Origin of the sequence: Serratia sp. HRI, assembly GCF_010119335.3 — a bacterium.
GTDB lineage: Bacteria > Pseudomonadota > Gammaproteobacteria > Enterobacterales > Enterobacteriaceae > Serratia > Serratia nevei.
The window spans coordinates 4,635,666-4,657,338 of the sequence record NZ_CP083690.1; the positions used below are offsets into that span (position 1 = coordinate 4,635,666).

General features: G+C 59.3%; 16 protein-coding genes. 15 read left to right on the forward strand and 1 reads right to left on the reverse strand.

The genetic code is table 11. The features are described 5' to 3' along the window. Positions 1 to 66: 66 nt before the first annotated feature. The 14 genes from GF111_RS22195 to GF111_RS22260 all read left to right on the forward strand — a co-directional run bounded on the left by GF111_RS22195 (position 67) and on the right by GF111_RS22260 (position 19,954). Positions 67 to 513, forward strand: coding sequence for a type VI secretion system baseplate subunit TssE (locus GF111_RS22195; protein WP_038872306.1), 447 nt, complete (start codon positions 67 to 69; stop codon positions 511 to 513). Between the two features lie 11 nt (positions 514 to 524). Further along, entirely contained in the window at positions 525 to 2,366 is a 1,842-nt protein-coding gene (tssF, locus tag GF111_RS22200) for a type VI secretion system baseplate subunit TssF (protein ID WP_055317104.1), read from the forward strand. Beyond that, positions 2,359 to 3,387, forward strand: coding sequence for a type VI secretion system baseplate subunit TssG (tssG, locus tag GF111_RS22205; protein WP_038872302.1), 1,029 nt, complete (start codon positions 2,359 to 2,361; stop codon positions 3,385 to 3,387). The genes tssF and tssG overlap by 8 nt, the downstream gene beginning before the upstream one ends. Before the next feature lie 16 nt (positions 3,388 to 3,403). Beyond that, on the forward strand, positions 3,404 to 5,989 hold the full coding sequence (gene tssH, locus GF111_RS22210; protein ID WP_038872299.1) for a type VI secretion system ATPase TssH: 2,586 nt from the start codon (positions 3,404 to 3,406) through the stop codon (positions 5,987 to 5,989). Positions 5,990 to 6,053: 64 nt separating this feature from the next. Further along, a complete protein-coding gene (gene vgrG, locus GF111_RS22215) occupies positions 6,054 to 8,315 on the forward strand; it encodes a type VI secretion system tip protein VgrG (RefSeq protein WP_147190962.1) in 2,262 nt (753 codons plus the stop codon). Positions 8,316 to 8,327: 12 nt separating this feature from the next. Then, a complete protein-coding gene (locus GF111_RS22220) occupies positions 8,328 to 10,553 on the forward strand; it encodes a DUF2169 domain-containing protein (RefSeq protein ID WP_055312072.1) in 2,226 nt (741 codons plus the stop codon). Then, complete coding sequence (locus GF111_RS22225) at positions 10,543 to 11,697, forward strand: pentapeptide repeat-containing protein (protein WP_224217758.1); 1,155 nt, start codon at positions 10,543 to 10,545, stop codon at positions 11,695 to 11,697. The genes GF111_RS22220 and GF111_RS22225 overlap by 11 nt, the downstream gene beginning before the upstream one ends. After that, positions 11,690 to 12,304 carry a DUF3540 domain-containing protein gene (locus GF111_RS22230; protein ID WP_038872289.1) on the forward strand — a complete coding sequence of 205 codons (615 nt, stop codon included), beginning with the start codon at positions 11,690 to 11,692 and terminating at the stop codon, positions 12,302 to 12,304. Before GF111_RS22225 ends, GF111_RS22230 begins: the two co-directional genes overlap by 8 nt. 6 nt (positions 12,305 to 12,310) lie before the next feature. Beyond that, positions 12,311 to 12,676 (forward strand): PAAR-like domain-containing protein, encoded by a 366-nt coding sequence (locus GF111_RS22235; RefSeq protein WP_038872288.1) that lies wholly within the window; start codon positions 12,311 to 12,313, stop codon positions 12,674 to 12,676. Between the two features lie 9 nt (positions 12,677 to 12,685). Further along, on the forward strand, positions 12,686 to 13,192 hold the full coding sequence (locus GF111_RS22240; RefSeq protein WP_038872284.1) for a type VI secretion lipoprotein TssJ: 507 nt from the start codon (positions 12,686 to 12,688) through the stop codon (positions 13,190 to 13,192). Between the two features lies 1 nt (position 13,193). After that, a complete protein-coding gene (gene tssK / locus GF111_RS22245; RefSeq protein WP_038872282.1) occupies positions 13,194 to 14,552 on the forward strand; it encodes a type VI secretion system baseplate subunit TssK in 1,359 nt (452 codons plus the stop codon). Continuing rightward, a complete protein-coding gene (gene icmH / locus GF111_RS22250) occupies positions 14,549 to 16,060 on the forward strand; it encodes a type IVB secretion system protein IcmH/DotU (RefSeq protein ID WP_038872280.1) in 1,512 nt (503 codons plus the stop codon). Before tssK ends, icmH begins: the two co-directional genes overlap by 4 nt. A 35-nt stretch (positions 16,061 to 16,095) precedes the next feature. Further along, positions 16,096 to 19,575 (forward strand): type VI secretion system membrane subunit TssM, encoded by a 3,480-nt coding sequence (gene tssM / locus GF111_RS22255; protein ID WP_048234389.1) that lies wholly within the window; start codon positions 16,096 to 16,098, stop codon positions 19,573 to 19,575. 25 nt (positions 19,576 to 19,600) lie between these two features. After that, complete coding sequence (locus tag GF111_RS22260; RefSeq protein ID WP_004935323.1) at positions 19,601 to 19,954, forward strand: DUF6277 family protein; 354 nt, start codon at positions 19,601 to 19,603, stop codon at positions 19,952 to 19,954. Between the two features lie 262 nt (positions 19,955 to 20,216). On the opposite strand, the gene GF111_RS22265 is transcribed toward GF111_RS22260, so the two are convergent. After that, the gene (locus GF111_RS22265) at positions 20,217 to 20,444 is read right to left on the reverse strand and encodes a hypothetical protein (protein WP_019453435.1); all 228 of its coding nucleotides are present in this window, start codon (positions 20,442 to 20,444) and stop codon (positions 20,217 to 20,219) included. A 238-nt stretch (positions 20,445 to 20,682) separates the two neighbouring features. On the opposite strand from GF111_RS22265, the gene GF111_RS22270 reads away from it, so the two are divergent. Then, the gene (locus GF111_RS22270; RefSeq protein WP_038872271.1) at positions 20,683 to 20,973 is read left to right on the forward strand and encodes a hypothetical protein; all 291 of its coding nucleotides are present in this window, start codon (positions 20,683 to 20,685) and stop codon (positions 20,971 to 20,973) included. Positions 20,974 to 21,673: the final 700 nt, after the last annotated feature.

Genomic DNA, 21,673 nt, shown 5'->3' on the forward strand with positions numbered 1-21,673 from the left:
CACTTATTGCAGGCCGTCTGCCCGCAGATCTTGCGGGCAGACACAATCATTACCGCGAGGTGTTAAATGAAAGCGTCATTACCCATGCTATTCGATAAGCTCAGCGTGAGAAGTCAAAGCGGCAGCGCCGATAATTGGCGGCGCGTCCTGGTGCGCGATATCGAATTCTTATTGAATGACGCATCGCGCAGCGCAGATTTAAAACTTCACGATTATGCGCACAGCGAAAGCTCGGTATTGAATTATGGCCTGCCGTCGCTGAGCCAACGAATACCGATTAATACCGATCCGCTAACGCTGGCGAGACATATACAAAGAATCATTACGTCTTTTGAGCCACGGCTGGATCCGAAAACGATTCGCGTGGTGCCGGTAGTGAATGAGCGTCAATCGTATGTATTGGCGATCTTATTCGATATCTATGGCACCTGCTCATTACCGGGTGACGAAATGCTGGTGAATTTGCGCATAGCTCTTGATTATTCCTGTGGCGCCGTACACGTATTTGATTAATAGAGGTGACTATGTTCAGTGAGCGTTTTCTCCAATTATATAATGATGAGCTGCGTTATTTTCGCGAGGCCGGCCGTCAGTTCGCCTCTTCGCATCCCCAGGTCGCTCAGCATTTAGGCATGCATATCGACGGCGTGCTGGATCCTTTCGTCGAGCGCCTGTTGGAGGGCTCTGCTTTTCTTTGCACCCGCATTCAGGAAAAGCTGAACAACGAGCAGCCAGAATTCGCCTTGCAAATGCTTTCGCGCCTAGCGCCCTTGTGGTACACGCCGGTTCCTGCGATCGCCACCGTCGCGATTAAGCCCGATCTCTCTTTTCCCCAGTGGCATAGCCAGGTTGACCTGCCGCGCGGGAGCCGAATGACCCTGAACGATATCTCGCTGAACAACAAACCCGCCACGTTCACCACGGCGCGGCATATTAAAGTGCAGCCCGTTGAGATTGCACTGGCGGAATGCGAAATCCTGCCGCCTCACCATTTGCCCGACGGCGCCGCCAGGCATATGCAAGACTGTTCGGCCTACGTCAGAATCGGCCTGACCACGCACGGCGTGTTGCCCGTCTCGGAACTGGATCTCGAGCCGTTGCACCTGACGTTGGCGGAAGATACGGTGCGGGCCAACCAGCTGATGGCCGCGCTGCTTAATCGCACTTTGCGCATCGTGCTATGGGCGAAAAACGACGATCGGCCGGTCATCAAAGTCTTGCAACCGGAAAGCCTGCGTCTGGGCGGCGTCGGCGACGAAGAGGCGCTGTTGCCCACCGCGGTGGGGGAATTGCCCGGCAACCGGCTGATGCGCGAATACTTTGCGGCGCCGAGCCGCTTCTTCAGCCTGGAGCTGCATGGCGTGCGGGATTTTCTGCGCCAATGTGAACGCGTCCATGAATTCGAGATTTTGTTCGCGCTTGAGCAACGCCCGCTTACGCTGATCGGCCGCGTCAACGCCAGGGATTTTCATCTTTTCGCGACCCCGGTCATCAACCTGTATCGCCGCCATTGCTCGCCGGTGCTGCTGACGGGAGAGCGCACGGAGCACCAGCTGGTGGTCGATCGTTTGAACACCTCGCTGTATGAGATACACAGCGTAAAACAGGTGAAAGGCATGCTGCCCGACGGCAACCCGGTGATTTTCTCTTCGCTGCAGGCCGACGTGCACTACGACTGCGAGCGGGAGCCGGCCGGTTATACGCTGCACCGTCGCCGGGAGCCGTCGCCCTCCAAGTACAACAATCCGCACCTGCCCAACGAAGATACCTTCATCGCCATCTCGCCGGGCAAAAGCGGCATCGACATCGATGACATCACGTCGCTCAGCGTCGAGGCGCTGGTCTGCGAACGGCATCTGGTGCCTGCGCACCTGCAGCAACCGCATTTTCAGCTGGAAACGGCGATGCCGATCCACCAGGTGGAGATCGTCCGCTATCCGAGCAACCCTGTTGCAGTGCCTAACATCAGCCAGGCGTGGCAAGCGATCCAGATGCTGGCCTCCAATCCTTTGCGCCATGCGCGCCCTGACGTGCAGGATTGCTCGGCGCTGTTGCGCGACTGGCTGTCGTTGTTCTGCCATCAGGATGACTCCAGCCAGCGCAAACGCATCGCCAGCATCAAAAACGCCTGGGTGGAGCACCACTTCGAACGCAATCAGGGGCCGGGGCCGCTCGCCTGGATCCGCGGGGCCGAGATCGCCGTCAACCTAAGCGCCAATCATCATGCCGATCACGGCGCCTATCTGTTCGGCAAAATATTGCACCACGCGCTGAGCCAATACGGCGACCTGAACCAAACGTTGAGCATGAAGCTGTTGCTGGATGGGGAAACCCACGCCGACTGGGGGGCGCTCTACTATGGCTGATATGTCGCTGATGCGCGAAACGGCGCTGTCGTTGGAACAGGCGCCGGCGCCGGAGTCCCAAGGCGAAAGCGTGGGCCAGGCCGAAATCCGCGGGCTGTCCAATCGGCAGGATTTCTTCGAGCTGTTGCGGCGCATTGAGCGTGCGCAGCCGGATGCGCCGCGGCTCGGCGTCTCCAACGATCGCAGCCGCGAAAGGCTCTGCATCACCCAGCCGGCGGATATGGGCTTCGCCTCGCGTGAAATCGCCTCCATCGTACAACGCCCTACGCAGGTGCTGATTCAGGCGCGGCATTTCGGCATGTTCGCCCCTTACGGCCCGCTGCCGATCCATGTGACCGAGCACGCGCGCACCGAAGTCATCGCCAGGCGTAATCAGGCGTTCCAGCAGTTTGTCGGCATCGTCAGCCAGCGCTTCGCCGTACTGCATTACCGGGCCTGGGCGCAGCTGAAGGCGATGATCGGGCATGACCATGACGATGACAAAAACCCGTTCTTGCATCATCTGCGGCAGACGGTGGGCGTCGACACCACGTTGGCCGTGAACCCGCATATCCAGCGCCTGCGTGAAGCCTACCCCGGCATTTATCTGCCGGGCCGCCGCTCGCTGCGCCAGCTTAACAAGATGCTGGCGGCCTACTTTGCCGTCCCCATCAAAATTACGCCGCGTTACGCCAAATGGATCGACGACGGCAAAAAAAACGGCAGCCAAAAGCTGGGCAAGCTGGGGAGCACGCGTATCGGTAGCCGCTTTTTCGATGCCCAGTACGGCGCGCATATTCAAATCGGGCCGCTGGGGGCCCCGCATTATCAGCAGTATCAGCGCGGCAGCCGGCGGCTGCAGGCGCTGGTGAGCATCTGCCATGACTTCACGAGCCATCAGCTGATGTTGGACGTCAGCCTGCTGATCGCCACGGAGCCGGGCATGGCGGCGCAGCTGGGCGGCAAGTCGCTGAGTAAAGACAGCTGGCTGACACCTAAGACAGGGACGTTTAGGCAGCTGGTTTATCAATCAACAACTTAATATAAGGAAATTTAAGGTGTATCAACGAGAACGTCTTTTTTCGCGATTGGGCCACTTTGCTTATCAGTCCTTCGTTGAAGCCACCAAGCTGTGCCGGACCTTCAGGCACGAATACGTGGAGCTTGAACACTGGCTGAAAGTTCTGGTGGACAAAGAACGCGGCGACTTGCCGCTGATCCTGGCGCACTACGCGATCAATATTCAGCGCGTCAGCGATGCGTTGGATCGCATTCTCCATACCTTGCCAAACCGGACGAATGCGGTGGTGGATCTGTCGACGCAGCTGGAAACGGTGGTGGAAAGAGGGCTGCTGATGAGCCAGCTCGCCGAAACGCCGTCCGGCGGCGTGCGCACCATCCATATCCTGGTCGGCATTTTGCAGGATCCCACGTTGCAGCGCAGCCTGTACCGGCTGAGCGAAGAGTTTAAAAAGCTGCCGATCCCGCAGCTGTTCGACGACTACCCGGTGATTCTGGCGGAGTCTGTCGAACACGAGGAGGAAGAAGAAGAAAGCTACGGCGCGCTCGGCGAGGCGCCGGATGCGCCCGAGACGGTCGAGATACTCGATAAATGGTGTGCGGACCTGACTCGTCAGGCGCGCGACGGTGAAATCGACCCGGTGATTGGCCGCGAAGCGGAGCTGCGCCAGGTGATCGACATTTTGCTGCGCCGTCGGCAGAACAACCCGATTTTGGTGGGCGAAGCCGGGGTCGGCAAAACGGCGGTGGCGGAAGCGCTGGCCTGCAAGATAGCCCAAGGGCAGGTGCCGCCGCTGCTGCAGGGCGCCCGGCTGCTGTCTTTGGATCTCGGGCGCATGCAGGCTGGGGCAAGCATGCGGGGCGAATTCGAATCGCGCCTGAAAGCGCTGATCGACGCCATTGCGCATTCGGCCGTGCCGGTGATTTTGTTCTGTGACGAGGCGCATACGCTGGTGGGCGCCGGCGGGCAGGCGGGCACCGGCGACGCCGTCAACCTGTTGAAACCGATGCTGGCCAGGGGCGCGCTGCGCATGGTGGCGGCGACCACCTGGTCGGAATACAAACAGTTCATCGAGCCGGATGCCGCGCTGACGCGCCGTTTCCAGTACGTGCTGGTTTCAGAGCCGGACGAAGAGAATGCGGTGAACATGATGCGCGCCATCGCCCCGCATTTTGCGCAGCACCACAGCGTCAAGATCCGCGAGTCGGCGCTGCAGGCGGCGGTGCATTTGTCGCTGCGCCATCTGCCGTCGCGGCAGCTGCCGGATAAGGCCATCAGCCTGCTGGACACCGCCTGCGCGCGGGTGGCGCTGAGCCGGCATGCGCAGCCTGAAAAAATCGAGTCGCTCGAGGCCGGGCTGGCGGTGAAGCGTACCGAAATGCACGGCCTGCAGGAAGAAAGCAAATTCGACGATCTGGCGCTCACCCGCATCAGCGAATTGCAGCAGACGCTCAGCGAGATGGAGGGAGAGCTGGATGCGCTGCGTCAGCGGCAGGCACAGGAGCAGCAGGCCGTCACCACCTTGCTCGATGCAGAGCAGCAGTCGCCGGATCGTTTGCCGCAGCTGGCTACCGAGTTGGGCGAGCTGCAGGACGGCGGCCTGCCGCTGGTGTATCCGTGGGTGGACGATCGCGTCGTGGCGGAAGTGCTGTCGGATTGGACCGGCATCCCCACCGGCCGCATGCTGCAAAGCGATCTGGACAATGCGCTCAATCTCAACCAACTGCTGAGCCGCCAGATATTCGGCCAGCAGACGGCGATCGATGAAATCGCGCAGGCGGTGAGGATCTCCCGCGCCGGTATCCAGGCGCACGATCGGCCGTTGGGCGTTTTCATGCTGTCCGGCCCGAGCGGCGTCGGCAAAACGGAGACCGCGTTCGCCCTGGCGGAGGCGATGTACGGCGGCGCGCATAACCTGATCGTCTTCAATATGAGCGAGTTTCAAGAGTCGCACACCGTCTCCACGCTGAAGGGGGCGCCGCCGGGCTATGTCGGCTACGGCAAGGGCGGCAAGTTGACGGAGGCGGTGCGCCGCAAACCTTATTCCATCGTCTTGCTCGACGAATTCGACAAGGCGCATCCCGATATCCACGAGGCGTTTTATCAAGTCTTCGACAAGGGCGTGATGGAAGACGGTGAGGGCCGCATGATCAGCTTCCGCCAGTGTTTCATTTTAATGACGAGCAATATCGGCGCCGGCGAAATAGAAGCGACGCTGGCGGAAACGCCGGATCTGAAAACCGAAGCGCTGCGGCCGATGCTGCACGACGTGCTGGCGCGCTTCTTCCCGGCGGCGCTGTTGGCGCGCATGAACGTCATTCCCTACGTGCCGCTTTCCACCGAAGCGATAACCCATATCGCCACCAAACAGATTTCACGTTTACAGCAGCGTTTGCGCAAAGAAGTGGGCGTGTCGCTGGTGCTGGAGGGCGACATCCCAGGTTGGATCGCCAAACGCATCAGCGCCCATCCATCGCGCGGAAGAGCGGTCGAGTCGCTGCTGCAGCAGGCGATCTTGCCGCCGATCAGCAATGAAGTGCTGCAGCGCAAACGGACGGGACAGGAACTGCAGAATATCCAACTCATGGTCGAGAACGATAGCTTAAGTGTTTATTTCGACTGATTTTTAATTTACCGCCGGCCCGCAAACGCGGGGCGGGGTTCGATATCGGATCAGAGAGGTTGTTATGCCTTTAATCGAAATTGATAACCCGGTGTTAGCCGAATTAAATGCGTTTCCACTCAGCTTCACCACCCAAGAAGGGTTGTCGAGCAACTCGCAATATTCGCTCGAATTCGAATGCGAACAGGCGGACGTGGATTATGAATCCTTGCTGGGTGAAGGGATCCGCATCCAGATAGAAAGGCCGGATTTCGGCTCGCGGCCTTTCTACGCTTACGTGATCGGCGCGTCCGATGCGGGGCAGCATCAGGATAAGTTCGTGTACAAACTGGAGCTGAGCACCTGGCTGTGGTTTTTGATGCAGAACCGCAACAGCCGTATTTTCCAGGATCTGAACGTGCTCGACATCATCGAGCAAATTTTCTCTCGCTATGGCTTTGCCGACTACCGTCTGGATATTCAAGGCACCTATCCGACGCGTGAGTATTGCGTGCAATTTTCCGAAACGGATTTCGCGTTTATCAGCCGCCTGCTGGAAGACGAAGGCATCTGGTATTACTTCGATCACGCCGAGGATAAGCACACGCTGGTGATCACCGACCGGCAGGATTTCGACGATCTGGATTTCGGTTACGCCGTGTTGCCGTTCATGCCGGACAGCGAAGAAAACCGCGCCATCCGCGAAGGGATCCAGCGCATCCAGCGTTCCCGCAAAGTGCGTCCGAATGAAATCGTGCTGCGCGACTTCGACTTCCAGAACCCGCGCAAGAACCTGCAAACCAAGGTGGAAGAGAGCCGCCTCGGCCTGCAGAACACGCCGCTGGAGTGGTACGACTACGCTGCGGGCTATGTGGATACCGAACGCGGCGAGAATCTGGCGCGTTTGCGCCTGGAAGAAATGCAAAGCGACGGCCACCTGCTGTTTGGCGAGAGCAACGCCGTCGGGTTGATGGCCGGCAAGGACTTCTCCTTGATTTTGCACCCGGACGCCAACCGCAACCGCCGTTTCAAACTGACCCGCTGCGACTATGTGTTCGTGCAAGATGGCCCCGACAGCAGCAGCGACGGCCGCAACGTGGCCTGCCGTTTCAACGCCTTGAACGACGACGTGGCGTTCCGCCCGCTGCGCGAGACGCCCAAGCCGCAGATGCCGGGCATCCAGAGCGCCACCGTGGTCGGCGCGCCCAATTCCGAAGTGCATACCGACAAGTTTGCGCGCATTCGCGTGCACTTCCACTGGGATCGCTACAAAACCACCGAGGAAGACAGCTCGTGCTGGATCCGCGTGGTGCAGGCCTGGGCGGGGAAAGGCTGGGGGGTGATCGCCATGCCGCGCGTCGGCCAGGAAGTGTTGGTGACCTATGTCGACGGCGATCTCGATCGCCCGATGGTGACAGGTATCGTTTATAACGGCGATAACCCGCCGCCTTATCAACTGCCTGAATACATCAACTACTCGGGGATGGTGTCGCGTTCGCTGCGCTTCGGCAAACCGCAGCATGCCAGCCAGCTGACCTTCGACGACAACCGCAACAACGAACGCGTCATGCTGCACGCCGAACGCGATCTGCAAACCACGGTCGAGCGCAACCAGGCCACCGAGGTGGGGATGGACAAGTTCGACATCATCCGCCGCACCTTTACTGACTGGTTCACCAACCACGTTTCTTACAAAGATTACGTCTTCAGCATCACCGGGTTTAGCGCGTCCATCACTGGCGTCAGCGCCTCGCTGACCGGCGTCAGCCTCAGCGCCACCGGCGTGAGCACCTCGTTCACCGGCGTCAGCACCTCGTTCACCGGCGTCAGCACCTCGTTTACCGGCGTCAGCACGTCGTTCACCGGATTGAGCACGTCATTTACCGGGCAGAGCACCAGCTGCACCGGCGTCTCCAACTCGATGACCGGCGAAAGCAACTCCTTTACCAGCATCAGCAACAGCATGACCGGCGAAAGCAACAGCTACACCACGGTCAGCACCAGCCAGACCGGCAGCAGCACCAGCTTTACCGGCGTGAGCGTGAGCACCACCGGCTCATCGACCAGCACCACCGGCTGCAGCATCAGCACCACCGGCTCGTCGACCAGCACCACCGGCAGCAGCATCAGCACCACAGGCAGCAGCGTGAGCACCACCGGCAGCAGCGTCGGCACCACCGGCAGCAGCGTCAGCAGCACCGGCAGCAGCGTCAGCAATACCGGCAGCAGCGTCAGCAATACCGGCAGCAGCACCAGCACGACGGGGGTGTCCATCAGCTACACCGGCGCGTCACTGTCCGAGACCGGCGTCGATTTGAAAAAAGTCGGGATGCAAAGCAAAAACTAACGAGGCGCGGCAATGAGAATCATACGGCCACAGCAATTGGTAGTGATTAAAGGGGGTTACCAGATCGGCGCAGACAGCCGGCTCGGCATCAGCGTCGTGGCCGGATGCTACCTGTCCCGACCGGAACACTTCGTGAACGAAGCCGAAATCTGGGAGGCGTGGAAGCGTGCGCCGCTCAGTCTGCCGGTGTTGGACGTTGCTGAGCCGAAGCCGTTCGCCGAATACCTGATCGCCGGCCATGCCGGCGTCGGGCAGCCGGTAAAAACGCTGGACGTCAGCGCCGACATCGGCGGGCTTAAGCGCCGTTGGCGGGTGGAGGGCGAGGGACGACGCGGCGCGATGGGGGCGGAGCCGTTCCTCAGCGTGCCGCTGGACCACACCTCGGCCTGGGGCGGTAAAGACAGCAAGGAGAACCCGGTGGGGCGCGGCTGCAATGATGGGCTGCGGCCGCTGCTGATGACCTTGTCCGCCGAGGGTTCTGCACAGGAGCGTTCCCCGCTGGCGGCGCCGGCGCCGGTGCCGCACGAGTTTGCGCTGCGCAAGGCGCATATCGATAAGGTGGCGGGCCAGATCGCGAGCAAGGCCTACCTGGAGAAGGCGTTTCCCGGGCTGCCGGCCGATATCGATCGGCGCTATTACCAGATGGCGCCGCCGGCACAGTGGCTGCCGGAAGCGGCGTGGCCGGATAGGGTGCCCTTCGAACTGCAGGGCGTCGGTGCGCAGAGCCAGGCGATTCGCGGCGAGCTGCCGGCGGTGCGCGGGCGGGCATTCATACGCCGCCACGATAGCGAAGGCCTCGAGGAAATCGAACTGCAGCGAAAAACGCTGTGGTTCCTGCCCGACAGCGACATGGCGCTGATTATTTTCACCGGCAATGCGCCGCTGACGCATCTTCTGGACGAATCCATCGAGTCCCTGATGCTGGCGTTGGATCGTTGCGACGCGCCGCGCCCGTTCGATTATTTCCGGCAGGTGCACCATAAACGCAGCGACGACGACGCTTCGCCTTTCGAGTTCCTGTTCGATCCGGATCTGATGCCGGCGGAGATGGGGCTGAACGTCATCCAGGCGGCGTCGGATCACCCCAGCGATCTGCGTTACGATCCGTCGCCCATGTCTTTGGGCGACTCCGCCGTTTTCTATCAACGCATTCGCGAGGCGATTGCCTTGCACCAGCAACAGACGGCGGCGGAGCCCGCCCCCGTGACGTTGCCCGATTTGCCGGATCTGCCTGCCGAAGACGGCAACGACGCGTTTTTCCCCGCTAGCGCGACCGTGGAAGGGAAAACCTTCACCGGATTGCGCAGCCCTGCGCTGTCGGACAAGCATTTTCTGCAATGCCGTTTTGAGCGCTGCGATTTTTCACAGGCCGTTTTGGAGAACTGCACCTTCGAAAACTGCGTTTTTGATGCGGTCAACCTGACGCAGGCGGCGCTGCGCCGGATCCGCATGGTGTCATGCACCCTGCAAAAGCCGCTGATGGCGGAAAGCGTATGGCAGGAGGCGGTGCTCGAAAAAGTGACGCTGGAAGAGCCGCAGGGGCAAGGCATGCGGGCCGAGGGCGTGAGGCTGGATTACTGCGTCTTCGAGCGGGGAGATTTCACCGCGAGCCGCTTTGAGCGCGGGGCGATTGGCAACGGCATGTTCAACGGCTCGACGCTGATCCGCACGCAATTCCTGCAAGGGGAGCTGGACGCCTGCGTCTTCAACCGCTGCCTGGTCGAGGGGGCGGTGGCGCTGGATATGGCGTTAACCAAGAACTCGTTTCTTGGCGGCAATTGGCGCGGCGTGCGTTTCGAACGTTGCCGAATCGAGAGCATGACGGCGGGGATGCAGGTGAATTTCTCCCACGGCGTGTTCAGCGACTGCTGCTTCACCAAAGTGGGGCTGAAAGCGGCGCGTATGGAGAGGTGTCAGCTGCAGTACAGCGTTTTCACCGAATGCAATTTCGACGAGGCCGACCTGACGGCTTGCGCGATCGTCGGCTGTGACATGGCCGGCGTGCGGTTTAAAGACAGCGTGCTGACGCACGCCCGCTGGCAAAACAGCAGCGCCCAGCAAGCCATGTTTTATAACGCCGATTTGCGCGATGCGGGATTTGAGCAGTGCAACCTGGCGGCGGCGAATCTGGCGATGACCTGGCAGGACGCCGGCACCCGTTTCAGCGGGTGTTTGCTGGAGCGCGCGTGCTGGGTGCCGCGCAGAATTATTCAGGGGGACTATGCGCATGAAAACTGAAAGCCGCGTGATTCAGCAGGCCCTGCCTGACACCGAGGTGATTGAGCTGGAGGTCGCTCAGGCGGTGTCGCAGACGCCGCCCCTGCCGCGAACCTTCAAAAAGCGGCGCTTCCACGATCGCGAGCTGAAAGGGCTGACGCTGAGCGACTGTTTTTTCATCGACTGCCATTTCGAGCGCGTCACGTTTGAAGGATGCGATTTACGGGCGGTGCGCTTTGAGGGCTGCACCCTGAACCAGGTCAACGTGGTCGGCGGCAGCTTGCTGCGCCTGTCGTTCAACGAATGCCGGTTTGACAACCTGACGCTGCAACGGGGGCTGCTGTGCAATCTGGCGTGCAACGACACCACGCTGCGGGGGGGCTACATCGGCGACTGTCTGCTGGACGACTGCAGTTTGATCCAGTGCGAGGTCAACGGGGCGGAAGTCGAGCGCAGCAGCCTGGGGCACCTGGCCGTGCAGTCCAGCATCCTGACCAACCTGATGTTCCAACAGGACATCATTCAGGACGCCAACTGGTATGCCTGCCAACTCACGCAGTGCCTGTGGCAGGCATCGGCCCTCGAACGCCACATCATGGGGAGCTGCCGGCTGGAGAAATGCAGCTGGCAGACGATCGAGGGGCAGGCGCGCATCTGGTTCACCTGCCGCCTGTCGGACTGCAACCTGGCCCAGCTGCGGCTGCAGGGCGCCAGCTTTCACCGCAGCGAGCTGGAAGGGTGCTCGTTCGCCGACAGCGATCTGACGTCGGCGATCTTTGCCGAAGTGCAGGCGCTGCGCTGCGATTTCGAGCGTGCGACGCTGACCCTGGCGCAGGCGCAGAAGGCCCGGTTCAGCGAATGCGCGATGAACGGCGCCCACTGGGGGCGCGCCAGGCTGACGCAGGCGGAGTTCAGGGCGTGCGATCTGGCGCTGGCCAACATGGAGCAGGCAGAGATGCGGGAAGCGAACCTGATGGAACAGCCGTTGACCGCCGCCCAGCAACAGAGCGCCCGCCTGCATGGGGCGAAGCGTCATCGCGCCGAAAATGTGCCGCTTACCGCCGATCCGTTCTTGAGTGCGATCGACGCCTGGTATGCGCATCAACAACCGGGACCGCGGCAACCGTCGTATCAACGGCCAACAGGAGTAAGCAGATATGTATAAGTCCAGAAGAGAGCATCAGAAGGTCTATGCCAACGCCAGAGTAACGCCTTTGCAGTTGGTGCGCAGCGCTCCGCTTGCCGAACAAGGGGGGCGCAAGGTGGTGACGCTGGCGGCGGACGCCAATGGCGGCCTGTATGTCGATGGCATGCGCGCCCACTGCCTGGCGGTCGCCACCAGCTGCCTGGTTCAGCCGCTGGCGGGCGATCGCGTTTGCGTCATCGTCGACGGCGACAAATTGGTCATTACCGAGATCCTGTCGCGCCAGCAGGCGAACGCCGTCATGACGCTGGACAGCCGCTGCGCCAACTTGCGCATCGTGGCGCCGGAGATCGAACTGCAAGGCGGCAAGCGGCTGACGTTGCGCAGCCCGCACTTCACGCTGCTGACGCGCAGCAGCCGCTGGGTCGCCGAAACGCTGCACCAAATCTCTCAACGCCTGTTTGTGCGCAGCAAGCACGCAAGCCGGCGGGTGGAGGAAACCGACGAGGTGCTGGCGAAGCACATCATTCAGGATGCCCGACAATCCCTCGTCATCAACAGTGAAATTGGTTCCCTGAAGTCTTCGGCGGTGCTGAAGATCGACGGCGGCCAGATACATATGGGGTAAGCCATCATGACCGCAGCCAACAACAACACGGCCGGGATCAGCTTCGCCGGCTGTGACCCGATGATCCCGGCGCCGGGCCCGAATACCGCGCCCAACAATACCGGCATACCGAACGTGCCCAACTATTTCCTTTGCGGCGGCAATGAACAGAACATCGGCAGCATTCGCGTGGCCACCGTCGATTCGGGCGGGGTGATCGGCGCCGCCTCGGGGACGCATTCGGCGCAGATGCAGCCGATGCAGGGGTCGGGGAAGTATTTCACCGGCGGCATGCCGGTCACGCGGTTAGGTGATTCCAGCACGACGAACAACAACAACATGGTCGCCACTCAGGTCGCGCCGAGCCAGACCAAATGTTTCGTTAATGCATAGGAGTTCAGCATGGTGAAAACGCTCCGGGGGATCGCAGCAGGGGGACTGTTGGCGGTGGGGATGCTGAGCGGGTGCAGCTGGTTTTCTCACGACGAAGCTGCGGATGCGGGGCGTCGATTGCGGTTTATCGACGTCGAGGTGACCGCGAACGACAACGTGAACCCGAATGCGGCCGGGGAGGCGCAGCCGGTCAAGGTGTGCGTCATCGAAACCAATCGCTCGGGGTGGATGCCCGACGGGATTGGCGATGGTGCCCCTTGTCGCGAGACGGCGCCGTCGGAAGGGGCGCTGAGCCGGCACCAGAGCATTTTGCAACCGAGGGAGACGCTGCGTTATCGCTTCGAGGTGCCGGCGGGGCAAGAGCGATGGGTCGTCGTGGGGGCGGAATTTCAGCAAATCAGCGGGGTATTGCCGCTCGCCGAGCAAAAATCGCCCGCGCAGGCTGATTCGCAAATGAAGGTGATGGTGGGGATGACGTCACTCAGCATAGTGACTAACGACAAAATGGATGAATGACATGTTACCTAAACAACGCGTCGCCTGGGTAGAAGGCATGTTGATGGAACCGCAGCATTTCCAGCAGCAGGAACGTTTTTTCGAGCACTTGATTGAAGCGCGCTTGCGCAGCGTCGAAACCTTTACCTGGGGGTTCCTGACGCTGGAAATCGACAACGGACTATTGGAGCAGGGCAAGTTTGCGCTCAAGAAAGCCAAGGGCGTTTTCCCCGACGGCACGGCGTTCAGCATGCCTGAGGATATTCCGCTGCCGCCGCCGCTGGTGCTGGGAGAGGGCTGCCAGGGGAAAGTGGTGTGCCTGTCCGTGCTGATGGACATTGCCGGCAATGCCCAGATCGATCTTATCCAGGATGAGCGGAAAAGCAGCCGTTTTCGCACCATGGACGCCGACGTGCCGGATCGCAACCACGGCGTCAGCCTGGAGGGAACGCCACGCGTGTGCACGATGCAGCTGGGGAGCCTGGTGACGCGGCTAAGTCTGGAAGATGCGGTCAGCAGCGCGGAAAGCGTGCTGCCGGTCGGCTTCGTGCGCGAACTCACCAGCGATCGTCGGGTGCTGCTGGATGAGCGCGCCCTGCCGCCGATGCTGGATTTCCGCGCCATCGGCTGGCTGCCCGCATTCACCACCGAATTGCTTGGGCTGATCAGCCAGCGTCTGGAGTCGGTGTTCCGCCCGGACGTGCACATGACGATCGGCGGGCTGTCCGAGCTGTTGGAATTGCTGCTGCTGCAAACCTTGAGCGAGTTCAATTTGCGCATCAGCCAACTGTTGGCCAGCCCGCAGGTGCATCCAGAAACCCTGTTCGACACGCTGCTGAGCCTGTTGGGGCGGCTCAGCATCATTCCCGGCGGCGAGCGGCTCTGGGACCGGGCCGACTTGGTATATCTGCACGATGAACCGCACAACTGCTATTTCCAGCTGTTCGCCTCGATTCGCCGCGCGCTGTCGCTGGTGATCGAAGCGCCGGCGGTGGCGCTGCCGTTTATCGATCGCGGCGACAGCATCTACCTGTGCCCGAACGACTCGCAGCTGCGGCTGGAAAAACTGGTGTTTGCCGTCAGCTGCGGTTTGTCCATCGAGCATCTGCGCTCGTATTTCCCCGCGCAGGTCAAGCTGGGGCCGGTCGAGAAAATCATTCAGCTGATCGATCTCCAATTACCGGGCGCTCGCTTGCTGCCGATGGCTTCGCCGCCGCGGCACATACCGTATTACCCGAACAGCATCTACTTCGAGGTGGATCATGCCGACCCGATTTACAAGGAAATGATGGGCGGCTCGGCGATGGCGCTCAGCATCGTGGGTGATTTCCCGGACCTGCGTTTTGACGTCTGGGGATTAAGGCAAGGGAGGGTGGGATGAACGAATTCGAGAGGAAAATCCGCGAGGCGATGGCGGTAACGCGCAACAACGCGAACCCGCGTCTCCCCACGTCCGGCACGGTGGGCAAAACCACGGCGGAAATCGCCGCGCTGTCCTTCGGCGCGCGGGCGCTGGCGGCCAAGCTGCGGCCGGGAAGCGCCGGCGTGGCGGCGCCCCCCGAACATCCGGCGTATGAAGCGGAAACCGCCGCCCCGGAAAGCGCCGAACCCGCGCCTGGCGATCGCCAGGCCGATGCGGCGCCGACCTCGAGCGGGCTGTTTGGCCGCGCCGCGCTGAGCAAGCCCGGGGTGATGATGGGCCACTGGGACAACCCGCTGATCGCCGCCGCCATTCCGGTATTGCTGCAGGTGGAGCGGGTGCGCGATCAGAAGCAGCTGAACCCGGCGGCGGTGCGTGCGCAGATCGTGCGGGAGATTCAACAATTCCAGCAGACGTTGCTGGCAGATCACGTTGCGCCGGGCGATGTGGACAAGCTGGCCTATCTGCTGTGTTCCTACGTGGACGAGTGTTGCATGAGCACGCTGGAGTCCGGGGAACTGAACCTCAGCCTGCTGGTGGAGTTTTATCGCGATGCCTGGGGTGGGGAAAAATGCTTCGAGCACCTGCAAGAGTATCTGGCCGCCTCGCCGCGCAACAAGGAGATCCTGGCGTTTTACGATCTGATCCTGTCGCTGGGGTTTGAGGGGCAGTTCCACGTGATGGAGCGCGGCGCGGTGCTGTTGGCCGACGTGCGCAATCGCCTTGACGGTTATCTGTACAGCCAGAATCCGACGCAGACGCTGGCCGATGCCGAACCGAGCAAAGTGGTGCGCAAGGCCACCCGTATCACGCCGCTCAAACTGCTGTGCTACGGCCTGGCGATAGCGCTGCTGGCGTATGCCTCGGCCGCCTGGTATCTGCATGACCAGTCCCGCGCGCTGCGCAACGCCATTCTGGCCTGGACGCCGCCGCAGCCGCGCAAAATCAACATTATGGAGACGCTGCCGCAGCCGCTGCCGCAAATCCTCAGCGAAGGGTGGCTGGAGGTGCGCGCCGATCCGCGCGGCTGGCTGCTGATCTTTACCTCCGACGGCGCCTTTGCCACCGGGCAGTCGAAGCTGTCGGAAGAGTTTAAAAAGAAACGCAACATTGAGCGTCTGGGGGAAGCGCTGGCACCGTGGCCAGGCGATCTGGAGGTGATCGGGCATACCGACAACAAACCGTATCGCAACACCTCCAACAACTCCAACCTGAAACTGTCGGAAGCCCGCGCGCAGACGGTGGCCGACAAGCTGCGGGAATCATTGGCCAACAGTAAATACAACCGCACCGTGACGTCGGTCGGCAAGGGCGATCAGGAGCCGCTGGACGACAACGCGACGGAAGAAGGGCGCCGCCGCAACCGCCGGGTGGACATCCTTTGGAAAATCGGCGAGAGGGAGATGGCTTCACCGTCTGCCACGTTGAATCAGGCAGGGGTAGCCGCCGAGGTCCCCGAGGATAACTAAGACATCCGTCGGCGTAGAGATAATAAGGAAATTATATGATACGTAGATCATTCATATTGGTGATTGCCTTGCTGCTGTGTGCGGTGGTGTGGTGGATTGGGCCGCTGATCGCCATCGGCACCTACCGGCCGCTGCTGTCGGTTTGGGTCAGAGGCATCATCATCGCCCTGATCCTGTGCTGGGCGCTGTGGCCGTTCGTGGCGACGTTTTTATCCTGGGTGTTCCGCCACGCGCGGGCGCCGGCCCCGGCTAAAAGAAAAACCGCGCAGCGAGATCGCGTGACCTCACGTTTTTACGACGCCTTGCGCACCTTGCAATACGTCGGCACGTCGAAGCAGCGCACCCCCTGGCAGCGTTTCAAATACCGCCTGACGCGCCGTTATATCAGCGAAAAGCCCTGGTTCCTCGTCATTGGGCCGCCGGGCAGCGGCAAAACCTCGCTGATCGGCGAAAGCGGCGAACGTTTCTTGCTGGCTGAACACTACGGCCTGCAGCAGACCGTGGACGTCGGGCCGACCCAGGATTGCAACTGGTGGCTGGCGGAGAACTCGGTGTATGTGGACACCTCCGGTGAATGGCTGCAGCTGAACGGTCTTGGCGAAGACGGCGCCAGGGCGCGCGATACCCTGTTCAAACTGATCAGGCGCCACCGCCGCCATCCGGGCATCGACGGCATCATGCTGTGCCTGGATGCACGCTGGCTGCTGCATGCCTCGCTGACGGAAAGAAAATCCGTCGCCGATGCGCTGCGCGTGCGCCTGCTGGAAATGGCCTCATGGTTCCGCTGCGAGCTGCCGGTCTATCTTACCATCAGCCACCTCGATCAACTGGTCGGCGGCGAGACCTTCCTGTCGATGCTGGGCGACGACCTGTTGCAAAAAGGGATGGGGTTCAGTCTGAACCGGGCCGAACAGGGCGAAACCCCGTTCGAGCAGTATGAAGATCTCTACCGGGAGATGGTGGCGCGCGTCAGCCATCACGTGCTCGAACTGCTGCACGATGCGCCGGACGGCCAGAACCGCCAACAGCTGCTGTTCTTCACCGAGTCGTTGGGCTCGCTGGGCAACCCGCTGTATTCGCTGCTGGAGCAGATTTTCCCGCAAACGCCGGTGGGCTACGCCTGCCATTTGCAACAGGTATGGCTGGGCAGCACCATCGCCTTGCCGCCGCAGGGCGCGATTTATAACGCGGAAGCGGCGGATATCTATGAAGCCCGTCCCACCGGGCGCATTTACCACCCAGAGCTGAATTACGCCAGGCAGGAGCGCGGGGTGCTGCAGCAGTCTTCTCACGCCAGGCCGCTCGGCAGCCGCATGAGTTCCCTGGGCCGCTATGTGCTGGTGCTGGTGCTGCTGGCGGTCTCTTTTAACCTGCTGGCGATGCGTTACCTGTGGGAGAGCGATTACATCTCTTACATTGCGGCGCGTTTTGACGAAACGAAGCGCATCGTGCGCGAAATACCGGTCACGAACCGCGTCAGCGACGATGTCATCGCCGCCTATGAGCAGTTGGGATACATGAACGCGCAGCTGGGCGGCGAGGTTTCGCCGGTGCCGAATCCCTATTTCGAGCACAAGCTGATCAACAGCGCGGCGCAAAAGACCTATCAACGCCATTTGCTGCAGATTTTCTGGCCGGCGGTGGAAAACTATATCGCGGACGAACTCAAGAATGACGTTTCGGCGTCCAATAAGGACGTCTACGGCACGCTGAAAGTGTATCTGATGATGGGCGAACCCTCGCACCGTTCCGCCGAGGCGCTGGTCGACTGGTTCATGACGCGCTGGGATAGCTTCATGCCGCAGGGCTACACCGACATGAACAAAGGCATTTTCGCTTACCACCTGCGGGAAATGTTCTCTCTGCCGAATGCGCCGGTCATGAAAATGAACGGTGATCTGCTGCGCCTGGCGCGGGTGAAAGCGATGAATATTCCGATGCAGGTCAGGGTGGTGCGCCGCATCGAAGAGAAACCGCTACCGGCGGCGATCAACGACATTTCGTTGGCCGATGCCGCGGGGCCGAACGTGTCATTGATGCTGCGCCGCAAGAGCCAGGCGACGGTCACCGATACCGCCGTGCCGGGGTTCTATACCCGCGCCAGCTACCGTGATGTTTTCCTGGCGCAGCTCGATGACGCCGCCAAAGACATGATCGAAGAAGAGTCCTGGGTGCTGCGCGACAGCGCGGAAGGGAAAAACGCGGTGAACTCGCTGGCCTCGGCGCAGAAGCTGGCCGACGAGGCGAGGAAGCTTTACCTCATCGAGTATGCCGATAAATGGGATGCCTTTATGCGCGACGTGCGCGCCCGGCCGGTCAACGGGCTGGAGGATGCGGCGATATTGGCGCGCCAGCTGTCCGATCCTTCATCCCCTCTGGCCAACCTGGTGCGTTTCGCCGCGCGTGAAACCAGCATGACCGGCACCAACCAGGGCGATGCGGCGAGCTGGTTCGATCGCCAGCGCAATCGTATTGAACAGCAGCGGCGTGACATCCTCGGCGAGATTTCCGGCGAGCGTGCGCGTTTTCGTCTCACGCCGGAACGCGCGGTGGAAGACCGTTTTGAGCTGCTTCGCCGCCTGGGGTATCAGCTGTTGCAGACCACCAACGCCAGCAACGATCCGCTGAGCCGCAGTTTCGAAGCGCTGTACAGCCAGCTGACCACGCTCTCCACCTCATTGCGCGGTGGCCAGGTGGTGCCCGCCGGCGGCACGCTGAAGCGGCTGCAGCTGGATGCGGCGCGTCAGCCGGAACCGGTGCGCAGCGTCATGATGGATCTGTTGCAGGTCGGCGACAGCCAAACGATCCAGCAGAGCCAGAAGAACCTGAGCAAAGGGGCTTCATCGCTGGCTTCCGGGCTGTGCAAGGGCAGCATCAGCGGGCGCTATCCGTTCTCGCGCAACGCCAGAGCGGAGGTCGGCATCGAGGATTTCTCGCGCATGTTTGGGCAGAACGGCGCCATGCAGCAGTTCTTCGATGAAAACCTGGCCGCTTACGTGGATGTCAACGCGCAGAAATGGAATGCCAAACCGGGGTCTGAGGGGATCGTCAATGCGAGCACGCTCGGCGCATTTGAAAATGCCCGTTTGATTCGCGACACCTTCTTCACCGCCGGCGACAAACTCTCGTTTTCCATGTTCATCAGGCCGCTGTCCCTGACGCCGACCATCACGGAAGCGACCCTGGACATCGATGGGCAGGTGATTAACTACAGCCATGGTTTTAGCCAACCCACGCGTATCGACTGGCCCGGCCCGAAAGGCGGCAGCTATGTTCGGCTGACCTTCCGCACCGGCACCGGCCAGATCCAGGTCGCCAGTTTCGACGGGCCCTGGGCCCTATTCCGGATGTTCGACGCCAGCAATCCCGTGCCGCTTTCCAGCGACAGGCGAGAGCTGACGATGTCGATGTCTTCGGTGGTGGGCGTGCTCAAACTGGAACTGCGCTCGACGATGAAAGATTTCCCACTTTGGTCACGGGCGTTGCGAGGATTCTCGTGCCCGAAAGCGATGTAAACACAACCGTAAAGAGGTGATAAACATGTTAGATCCAGCCAAAATTTTAGAAACCATGAAGGCCGGCGGCAATTTGGGCACCAACTCCCAATCGTCGCTGAGCCAGCCGTTTATGCAAGGCGTCAGCAATATTCAAATGTCGGGGCCGGATGCGGCCAAGTCGGTCATGAGTAACGTGACAAAATCTTGCGATGATATGTTCGGCAATATGAAGGGCATTTTTAATGGGTTGCAGTCGAATGTGAACGCACACCAAAAAATGCAAACGGGCGAACAGCCGAAAGATTTTAATGTTTCTATGGACGATCTTCGCCCGGCGATTGCGAAAGGGTTCCCGCACGAAATGGCGGACTTCTTTTCCAAAGTGCCGAAACTGTAATCTGCGACTCGGTGGGTAATTTACCGGGGGGCCGAAATGCCCCCTGGTATTCACAAGGAGAAGTGAGATGATCAACGAATGGATGTTAAGAAATGCCAACAAACGCATGGGCTTTTTTATTGTGGTGGTCCCCAGCCTGTTTTTTTGGATGATGCTTTTTCTGACCTTTTATCTTTTTTGATTCTTTGAGGTAAAAAAAAGCACCCGCTAAGGTGCTTAAAGTGAAACGAATTAAAAAATAGGAAGGGATGAAAATGCGTTATTACAGTTTTGAAATGATCTGCAATCCGCTGGAGATCAGCGCATCGACGGCCAGACCAATACCTTTACCGATGGTACCGACAACGGTTTTGGCATCCGGGTTAACACCGGCAATCGCGGAAATGGTATCAATACCGGTTCCCACTGCACTGCCAATCAGTGTCCCTACGTCACCAAAAAAACCAGCACCGTTCACTTGTTCAATTTCAATTGCGGATAATTCTTTCATGATTGAAACTCCTTTTTCAGTTAGCCCTTTACTTCAGGCAATTTCATTATTGCAAATCAGGTCTTTTTTTCAACAGAAGTATTACTGTTTTTTATACTATTCTGTTGTTTGTTATTTTAATTTCGTATCGTTAGAGTATATATTGCCGAAGCCTGATTTTCGTCTCCCCCGTTTGTGCTGAATGAGGGATACCGGTTTTTATTTTCAATCTGAATGACCTATATCCGAAGGGGAGTTTATGAAGGTTTTGACGACACCGGAAAGGCCTTTCCGCTATGAAGATCTGGCGGAAAAAATTGTCACCGAGGCCAGAAGCCGCTTGGGCTGCGCCGCTCTGCGATTTTTAGACTGCCTGATCCAGGGGTATGGTCCGCCGGTGATTGTCTTTGATATCTATAATAATCACGGTAAGTTGCAAACGGTGAAACTGATTCTCCCCATCGGAAGTCATAAGCAGTTAAAAAAAGATCACCTCGGGCTGATCGCCTGCCTGGAGGCTAAAAAACTGGTGAGGTTAAAAAAGATATAAACAATGATCCGCATCGGCAACGCCGATTGCGTTCTTCTTGTTTTTCGTCACATCGCTGAATAATCTCTGTCCCTGCCTGGATTCTCTTATATCCGCGGACGATGCGTTCGCTTTTTTTCAACCCATCAACGCATTTTTTTTGGAATCACTTATCGTCATAAAGTGTAGCTTTTCTTTATGCATTTTTTTTACAATAGGATTAATATGGTTATAGGGTTTTTTAATATGGCTTGTCGGGGTAAAGGTACATCTCGAGATAAAGCATTATGCCACCTTTCTTCTAAGTAAAATCCTAATACATAATCGGATGCTCTTAACAATCAATACAGAGCCGTGTTATGTTCTATATTATGTTTTTTTTCGATATTTATCTGGATATATTGCGCTCTTGGAGTAAAATTAACTTATCAGAGAAAGCACTTGGCACCGTGCTGCCGATGGCAATGATGCACTATAAATATAACTTACGGTAACCCATTACCTTGTAAAACGCGGTGCTTCCCCGCGTCTTGCTTTTGTGTGCTCGCCAGGGCTGATGAGTTTATATCATTATATATAAAATACACTTTTTGCGAGGCGAAGACGTTTCCGTATCGCATATAACGCTTTTTTATTAAAAAGCATCTCAAAACTAAAAAATAATCACAGCAATCATATTGCAGTAAGGAGAGTGGGCAAGCGTAGTCAAAAGGGAGGTTTG

Excerpts from the sequence above, each read along its gene's own strand:
- GF111_RS22240 (WP_038872284.1), top strand. The coding sequence starts at position 12,686 with ATGGTGAAAACGCTCCGGGGGATCGCAGCAGGGGGACTGTTGGCGGTG.
- GF111_RS22230 (WP_038872289.1), top strand. The coding sequence starts at position 11,690 with ATGTATAAGTCCAGAAGAGAGCATCAGAAGGTCTATGCCAACGCCAGA.
- tssM (WP_048234389.1), top strand. The coding sequence starts at position 16,096 with ATGATACGTAGATCATTCATATTGGTGATTGCCTTGCTGCTGTGTGCG.
- tssF (WP_055317104.1), top strand. The coding sequence starts at position 525 with ATGTTCAGTGAGCGTTTTCTCCAATTATATAATGATGAGCTGCGTTAT.
- icmH (WP_038872280.1), top strand. The coding sequence starts at position 14,549 with ATGAACGAATTCGAGAGGAAAATCCGCGAGGCGATGGCGGTAACGCGC.
- GF111_RS22225 (WP_224217758.1), top strand. The coding sequence starts at position 10,543 with ATGAAAACTGAAAGCCGCGTGATTCAGCAGGCCCTGCCTGACACCGAG.
- tssK (WP_038872282.1), top strand. The coding sequence starts at position 13,194 with ATGTTACCTAAACAACGCGTCGCCTGGGTAGAAGGCATGTTGATGGAA.
- GF111_RS22195 (WP_038872306.1), top strand. The coding sequence starts at position 67 with ATGAAAGCGTCATTACCCATGCTATTCGATAAGCTCAGCGTGAGAAGT.
- vgrG (WP_147190962.1), top strand. The coding sequence starts at position 6,054 with ATGCCTTTAATCGAAATTGATAACCCGGTGTTAGCCGAATTAAATGCG.
- GF111_RS22260 (WP_004935323.1), top strand. The coding sequence starts at position 19,601 with ATGTTAGATCCAGCCAAAATTTTAGAAACCATGAAGGCCGGCGGCAAT.
- GF111_RS22270 (WP_038872271.1), top strand. The coding sequence starts at position 20,683 with ATGAAGGTTTTGACGACACCGGAAAGGCCTTTCCGCTATGAAGATCTG.
- tssG (WP_038872302.1), top strand. The coding sequence starts at position 2,359 with ATGGCTGATATGTCGCTGATGCGCGAAACGGCGCTGTCGTTGGAACAG.
- GF111_RS22265 (WP_019453435.1), bottom strand. The coding sequence starts at position 20,444 with ATGAAAGAATTATCCGCAATTGAAATTGAACAAGTGAACGGTGCTGGT.
- GF111_RS22220 (WP_055312072.1), top strand. The coding sequence starts at position 8,328 with ATGAGAATCATACGGCCACAGCAATTGGTAGTGATTAAAGGGGGTTAC.
- GF111_RS22235 (WP_038872288.1), top strand. The coding sequence starts at position 12,311 with ATGACCGCAGCCAACAACAACACGGCCGGGATCAGCTTCGCCGGCTGT.